The 7054-nt window shown below is 48.8% G+C and carries 4 protein-coding genes; all 4 read right to left on the bottom strand.

All coding sequences use genetic code 11. The features are described from left to right. Positions 1-91: 91 nt before the first annotated feature. On the bottom strand, positions 92-880 hold the full coding sequence (locus QVO97_RS05020; protein WP_022359295.1) for a polyphosphate kinase 2 family protein: 789 nt from the start codon (positions 878-880) through the stop codon (positions 92-94). Between the two features lie 52 nt (positions 881-932). Next, the gene (locus QVO97_RS05015; RefSeq protein ID WP_022359294.1) at positions 933-1433 is read right to left on the bottom strand and encodes a DUF3783 domain-containing protein; all 501 of its coding nucleotides are present in this window, start codon (positions 1431-1433) and stop codon (positions 933-935) included. Between the two features lie 235 nt (positions 1434-1668). Next, the gene (locus QVO97_RS05010) at positions 1669-2772 is read right to left on the bottom strand and encodes an N-acetylmuramoyl-L-alanine amidase family protein (RefSeq protein ID WP_022359293.1); all 1104 of its coding nucleotides are present in this window, start codon (positions 2770-2772) and stop codon (positions 1669-1671) included. 378 nt (positions 2773-3150) lie between these two features. Beyond that, positions 3151-6915: a phosphoribosylformylglycinamidine synthase gene (locus QVO97_RS05005; RefSeq protein ID WP_022359292.1), complete on the bottom strand. Its 3765-nt coding sequence runs from the start codon at positions 6913-6915 to the stop codon at positions 3151-3153. Positions 6916-7054 lie beyond the last annotated feature (139 nt).

The following is a 7054-nucleotide window of genomic DNA, read 5'->3' as shown; positions in this document are numbered from 1 at the left end:
TTTCTGCAGCTTATCCAGACGTTCCTTATATTCCTCGCGTGTCAGCGTTTTCGTCAGATCCACGCCGGAAAGCACGCCATTTTTAAACCGCTCATCTGGAAGTTTGACCGGCGGATGCACCGCCCCTTCCTCGCGTTCCATTCGGNGCCCCTTCCTCGCGTTCCATTCGGCGGCGGTTCAGCTCATACTCCAGCCGGTCTGTGACGGTGGATAAAATCTTGACTGCCGCATAATTTTTATCAGTCGCTTCCACGATCGTCCACGGCGCGTACCCGGTATCCGTCCGCTGCAGCATTTCCTCATTCATCTCCAGAAATGTATCGTAATCCTTGTTGCGCTTCCAGTCCGCCTCCGTCACACGCCACGCAGTCTCTTTGCTTTCTTCCAGCCGTTTAAAGCGCTTTTTCTGCTCGTCCCTGGAAATATACAGAAACAATTTGATCAGAATCATGCCGGAATCTGCCAGCTGCTTTTCAAATGAAAGGATATCCCGGAACGCCCCGTTTAGCTCCTGCCGCTTCGTCTCTTTGTCAAACCGGTCAACGGTAACCTTATCGTACCAACTCTTGTCAAAGATCATCATTCGTCCATCTTCCGGTGTCTTCGTCCAATACCGCCATAAAAATGGACGCATCCGTTCCTCTTCCCCCGTCTCCCGGCTCGCATAAACATCAAAACCGCGCGGATCCAGCGGCTGGATCAGGCGGTTGATCTGCGTTCCCTTACCGCCTGCCCCGAAGCCGTCAAATACGATGACAACCGGGATCTTTTCCGCCTTACAGGCGCGCTGCAATTCTCCCAGCTTCACATCCATCTCTTCCCGAAGCTTCTTGTAGTTTTCCTTATCCACTGATTTATTCAAATCTACTTTTTCCAGCATCTTTCCACCTCCACATCAAGCAGTAAAATGACCTTTCACCAATCCCATGGCATCACAATGCTTCGTCTTTACCTTTCCCCGTCATCATCTCATGCTCTTTTTTGATCTCTTCATATAATTGTACCGAATCCCACTTCATATTATACGGTGTCAGGACTGCTTTATAATCAATCCGTCCGACTCCCTTTTTTCGGAGTGCATGGATAAATGCATCGATCTGGGCGGAAGAAAAGCCTGCCATGATCGCCATCTCATCTGAGAAATCCATTTTCCTGGAAGAATCGTTCTCCGGCACTTCTCGCTGCAGCCTCCCGTCTGCCTGTTTCTGAGCGGACTCTTCTTTTTGCGTTTCCTCCACAGCCTCTATTGCTTGTCTGGCTTCCTTGAGGACATCCTCATTCAGTCCTTTCACACCAGCCAGCACGCCCACCGGCAGCCCGTACTCCTCCTTTGTCACTGCCCTTAAGCGGAATCCCAGCGGCATAAGCGCCTGCTGCACCTTCATTTTTCTTTTGGAATCAGTAAAATTATACAATAATACAGTTGGTTTCATCGTAATTTATCGATTCTCCTCTCTGTTTCTTATTCCCGCCTCATCAATTCTCCGGCTTCTCAATATGATTCTCTATTATATCCTTTTTCCCCCCTTCTGTGCAAGAAAAACAAAAAAACAGCGGCATCAGCCACTTGCTTTCGCTCGTCCGCTGTCTGCCGCTGTCTGATTTTTATTTCATTTATGTATGTTTCCGCATCTCAGATCCTCTTCCGGTCTGCTGCCAGATAGTTCCTTAGTGAAGAACACCATTTGCATCCGCTACCATACCGTTCGGAGTTACCATGTTCGTCCAGAGTGCTCCGCTATTCAGGTCAAACAGATACCATGCGCCATCGATGAACTGATAGCCTGTCTTTCTTGCACCGCGAGTGCCGTCGGATACCGGATTCAGATAATACTTGTACGGTCCAATCTGCTGCCATCCGGTCAGCATCTTGCCTCTCGTACCATCGGATACCGGGTTTAAATAGAACCAGTTATTATCAGTATAGATCCAGTCTGTATCCATGAAGCCGTTTGCATTCAGATGATACCACTCATTATCAACATATACCCAGTTGTTCTTAACCGGTACACCATTGATGTAGTAAGACCAGCCGTAAATGCTGTTTACCCACTGACCATTCGCATTTGCCGGAGTGGAACCACCAGAAGAATTATCGGTCGGAGGTGTACCTGTATACACATCTGAAGAATTCATATAATATTCATCGGACTCGTCACTCCACTCACCCTTGTCGCTTCCGTCAACCGCGCGTACCTTAAAGGTATAATCGCCGGATTTCGTCATGTATGGGTAGAAATTGTAGCTTGTGCCTGTGGTTGTAACAGTCGTTACGGTAGAACTGTTGCGGTACAGTTTAACTTCATACTTGCTTGCATCCGATACGCTGTCCCAAGTTGCGGTACGATTGCTCCAGCTAAGATCTTCGACCGTATCCAAATCGCCGTCAACAGCTGACATCGTAATCTTAACTTTCCACTCGCTCTTATCGCCAGATCGCTTCGTAACTTTGTAAGCCGACTTGGTTGCAGAAAGCTTTGTGCCGGATAACTGATAACCGTCCTTTGCCTCGATCGTCAGGTAGATGACCGGCTTATCACCTCTCTCCCACTCGCTGTCGTCATTGTCAAACTCCTGCTCGGTAATCTCAACATTACCCTTCGTAACTTGTACATCCGGATCCCCGATGCTGTCGCCCGCTTCCGGTTTCGCATTGACACGGAACTTAACTTCCGAGATCTTTTTGTCAGCCGCGTATGCCGGAATACTCATAGCCAGTGCCGCCATGATAGCAAGAGCGGAAACCGCCGCTGCCTTCAGGTTATGTCTCATATCCCATCCTCCTTTTTTAATGTACTCTCGCGTACAAACTTTTGTTTCCATTATAACAAACATATCTGCCTGCGTCAAAATAAACTGTCGGTATTTTCAAAATTTTCCCTTTGTTTTTTTGAAGTAAATGTCTGCTTTCTGTTATTGACAGGATAGCACACTTTTATTACCTGAGAATAACTTTTTGTTTAAGGTTTTCTGACATTTTCGTCAATGGTAGAATTTATATCATAATTGATATTTCCTGTGACATAAAAAAGAATGTACCTTTTTGTGTGATGGGGAATTCCAAGGAATTTTCTATCACACAAAAAATAGACCGGGGCAGATTTCTGCGGTCCGGTCTATTTCTACCTTACTTAAAAGCAGGTGTTCATTTTATTTGAAATACTCCACACCTGAAGCAAACAGCTGCATATCCTGATTTCCATAGATATTCATGCCTGTATCGCTCCAGCAGCGCTCGTTGTGACCCATCTTACCAAGAATACGTCCATCCGGGCTTGTGATACCCTCGATGCACTGGTAGGAACCGTTCGGGTTCCACTCCTCGCTGACGGATAAGTTTCCGTTCGGATCGCTGTACTGAATCGCGATCTGACCATTTGCGCGAAGTTTTGCAAGCCACTCCTCGTTGGCTACGAAACGTCCTTCACCATGGGACATCGGGTTGCAGTATACGCCTCCCAGCTCTGCTTTTCTGAGCCACGGGGACAGGTTAGATACAACCTTTAAGTATGCCATGCGGGAAATGTGGCGTCCAATGTTGTTGGTTGTCAAAGTCGGGGAATCTGCTTTCTGCGGCTCAATCTTGCCTCCGGTTAAAAGTCCCAGTTTGATTAATGTCTGGAAGCCATTGCAGATACCCAGTACCAGGCCATCCCGGTCATGAAGCAGTTTGTCGATCTCCTCCATCATCGCCTCGTTGCGGAATACCGTAGCGAAGAATTTAGCCGAACCATCCGGCTCATCACCTGCGGAGAATCCACCCGGGAACATAATGATCTGGGATTTCTTGATATCCTCTTTGTACTGCTCGATGGAAGAACGGATATCGGATGCATTCTGGTTGCGGAATACACGCACAATCGTCTCCGCTCCGGCTGCCTCAAACGCTTTCGCACTGTCCAGCTCGCAGTTGGTACCCGGCATTGCCGGAATAAATACGGTTGGTTTTGCCACTTTATGTTTGCATACATATACCTTATCGGTATTGTAAAGTGTCTCTTCTGCTGCCTTCATCGGTGCGCCGGAAGCGGTCGGGAACACTTTCTCCAGGGTTCCGGTCCATGCTTTCAGAGCCTCTTCCATAGAGATCACGGTACTTCCATACTCGAAGGTTCCCTTGTCGGTTACCTCACCGATCACAGTGTACGGGATGGACAGCTCACCTACCTTGCCATCCGGAACCTCGCAGACGATATTGCCCCAGCCAGCGGCGAAGAAGTCTCTCGGATCTACATTGTGCTCAATCTTTACGCCCAGGCGGTTACCAAATGCCATCTTGCTGACAGCCTCTGCCACACCAGCACCCTCAACCGCATATGCAGAAATAATCTTTCCAGACTCCATATCGCGGTAGATTTTCTCGTAACCATCCATGATCTGGCTGTAAACCGGCAGGTCATGTGCATCTTTCTCGATGGTAAAGAGAACAATCTTGCTGCCCGCTTTCTTAAATTCCGGAGATACCACGTGTTTGGTATCGGAAATATCAACTGCAAAGGAAACCAGTGTCGGCGGTACATCGATTTCGCCGTGCTCTTCATCATAGAAACTGCCGGACATACTGTCCTTGCCGCCGATGGACGGAAGTCCAAATCCGAGCTGTGCACTGTAAGCACCGAGCAGAGCTGAGAACGGTGTGCCCCATCTCTTCGGATCTTCCGTCATACGTTTGAAGTACTCCTGGAAGGTAAAGCGGATCTTGTGGAAATCACCGCCGTTTGCCACGATCTTAGCAACAGAATCCAGCACTGCGTAAGTAGCGCCGTGGTACGGGCTCCAGCTGGACAGGTACGGATCATAGCCGTAGCTCATCATGGTAACGGTATCACATTTGCCCTTGCTCATCGGCAGTTTTGCCACCATCGCCTGTGTCTCGGTCATCTGGTGGACACCGCCGTATGGCAGGAATACACTGCTTGCGCCCACGGTGCTGTCGAACATCTCAACCAGACCCTTCTGGGAGCATACATTTAAGGAAGAAAGCATGGACAGCCATTTTTCTTTGACATCCTTTACTTCCTGTTTATCAAATACATTGCCTTCCCTGGTCGGAACCTCAACGGTAACGGTTGTCTCCTGATGAGCACCGTTGGTATCCAGGAATGCACGGCTTAAATCTACGATCGTCTTGCCTCTCCAGTTCAGAACCAGGCGCGGGGACTCGGTAACAACGGCAACCGGAACTGCCTCCAGGTTCTCTTCTGCTGCATAAGCAAGCATCTTATCAACATCTTTCGGGTCTACCACCAGAGCCATACGCTCCTGTGACTCGGAAATCGCAATCTCCGTTCCGTCCAGACCTGCATATTTCTTCGGAACCTTGTCAAGGTCAATCTGAAGTCCGTCAGCTAACTCACCGATCGCTACCGACACGCCGCCGGCGCCAAAGTCGTTACACTTCTTGATCAGACGGCTGACCTCTGGGCGGCGGAACAGTCTCTGTAATTTACGCTCGGTCGGTGCATTGCCCTTCTGAACCTCTGCGCCGCAGACCTCGATGGACTCCTCGGTATGTACCTTGGAAGAACCGGTTGCGCCGCCGATACCATCACGGCCGGTACGTCCACCCATCAGGATGATTACATCGCCCGGATCGGAAGTCTCACGGATGACGTTTTTGCGTGGAGCTGCTGCCATAACAGCACCGATCTCCATACGTTTTGCCACATAATTTGGATGATAAATCTCTTTTACATAGCCGGTAGCAAGACCGATCTGGTTACCGTAGGAGCTGTAGCCATGTGCTGCATCCTTTACGATGCGCTTCTGCGGAAGTTTGCCGTGCAGTGTCTCCGACATCGGACGGGTCGGATCAGCCGCACCGGTCACACGCATAGCCTGATATACATAGGTACGTCCGGAAAGCGGGTCACGGATAGCACCGCCTAAGCAGGTGGCAGCGCCGCCAAACGGCTCAATCTCGGTCGGATGGTTGTGGGTCTCATTCTTAAAGTTTACCAGCCACTCTTCTTCCTTGCCGTCGATGGTAACCGGAACTACGATACTGCACGCATTAATCTCCTCAGACTCCTCCAGATCCTCCAGCTTGCCTTCACGGCGAAGCTTCTTCATAGCAAGAACAGCCAGATCCATCAGGCAGACAAACTTGTCATCGCGATCTTTGTAGAGAACCTCGCGATCTGCCAGATACTGTTTGTAGGAAGCTTCCATCGGCTCATTGTAATCGCCCTTTGTAAAGGTAACGTCCTTTAACTCAGTCTGGAAGGTCGTATGACGGCAGTGATCGGACCAATATGTATCCAGCACGCGGATCTCGGTCACAGACGGATCTCTCTTCTCTTCGTTCTTAAAGTAGTTGTGGATATGCTCGAAATCCTTGAACGTCATCGCAAGGTTCAGGGAATCGTAGAGTTCTTTTAACTCTGCCTCGCCATAACCGCAGAAACCATCGAAAATCTTGACATCCTCCGGCTGCTCAAATACCGTTACCAGCGTTTCCGGCTTTGCGTTGTTATTCTCACGGGAATCCACCGGGTTAATGCACAGGGACTTGATGCCCTCGATCTGCTCCGCGGTCAGTGTTCCGGAAATAACATAAGTTGTCGCGGAACGGATCACCGGATTTTCCTCTTCATTCAGAAGTTTCACACACTGTTCTGCGGAATCGGCTCTCTGATCGAACTGTCCCGGCAGGAACTCAACGGAAAAGATCGTATCGCCTTCCTTGGACGGGAATGCCTCCTCATAGACAAAATCAACCGGCGGCTCAGAGAAGATAGTAATCAGCGCTTTCTGATATGTATCCTCCGATACATCCTCAATATCATAGCGGATCAGTACGCGGACATCGGTGATCGTGTCGATCCCCAGATAGCTTGCGATCTCCTCTTTCAGATCGTGAGCCAATACGGCAAATTCCGGTTTTTTCTCAACGAAAATACGTCTTACGCTCATGTTTTCCTCCTGTTTTTTCGTATTTTAATGTTTCATGTTCTGTAAAATACATTCATTTTTTAGCATAAAAGGCAAATGCCTTCTTCTAGCATCTGCCTTTATCATACACAATTTTTATAGATTAGTAAAATTAATATAT

The organism is Clostridium sp. CAG:43 (genome assembly GCF_000434655.1).
Taxonomy (GTDB): Bacteria; Bacillota; Clostridia; order Lachnospirales; family Lachnospiraceae; genus Otoolea; species Otoolea fessa.
Note: the sequence above shows the minus strand (reverse complement) of the source record. Positions and strands in the feature narration are given on the sequence as shown.